1 protein-coding gene is annotated in these 319 nt (G+C 53.0%); it reads right to left on the bottom strand.

What is annotated here, in order from left to right:
• A partial coding sequence (locus E5Q11_RS17905) for a hypothetical protein (RefSeq protein WP_210426340.1) occupies positions 1-319 on the bottom strand: 319 nt, incomplete at both ends.

Below are 319 nucleotides of genomic sequence, written 5' to 3' on the forward strand. Positions count from 1 at the left end.
ACTTGCGACCGCACTGTTGCCTTCCGAGGTGTAAGCTTCTTTTGGAAAAATCGGGCCGGAAATCTCAGCGGTTCCATCCAAGGTAAAGTCGCGCACGAACCGGGACTGTCCATCCAATACATTAGCGGAAATATAAAAGTACGGGCTGTTGGGAGATTCATCTTCCGCATAGGTGGCCCAAACCCGGTTAAACGTGCAACCTCTTTCGACCTCCACCAGCCTCCCTATCTGGGAGCCTTGAGGTAAAGTCTCGAGTAAGGGCGTCATCGAGTAGCAACGCCCCTCACTTGCATTGAAATCTGCCTCCGGCAGAGCACTC

The organism is Marinobacter confluentis (assembly GCF_004785685.1).
In the GTDB taxonomy this organism is placed as follows: Bacteria; Pseudomonadota; Gammaproteobacteria; order Pseudomonadales; family Oleiphilaceae; genus Marinobacter; species Marinobacter confluentis.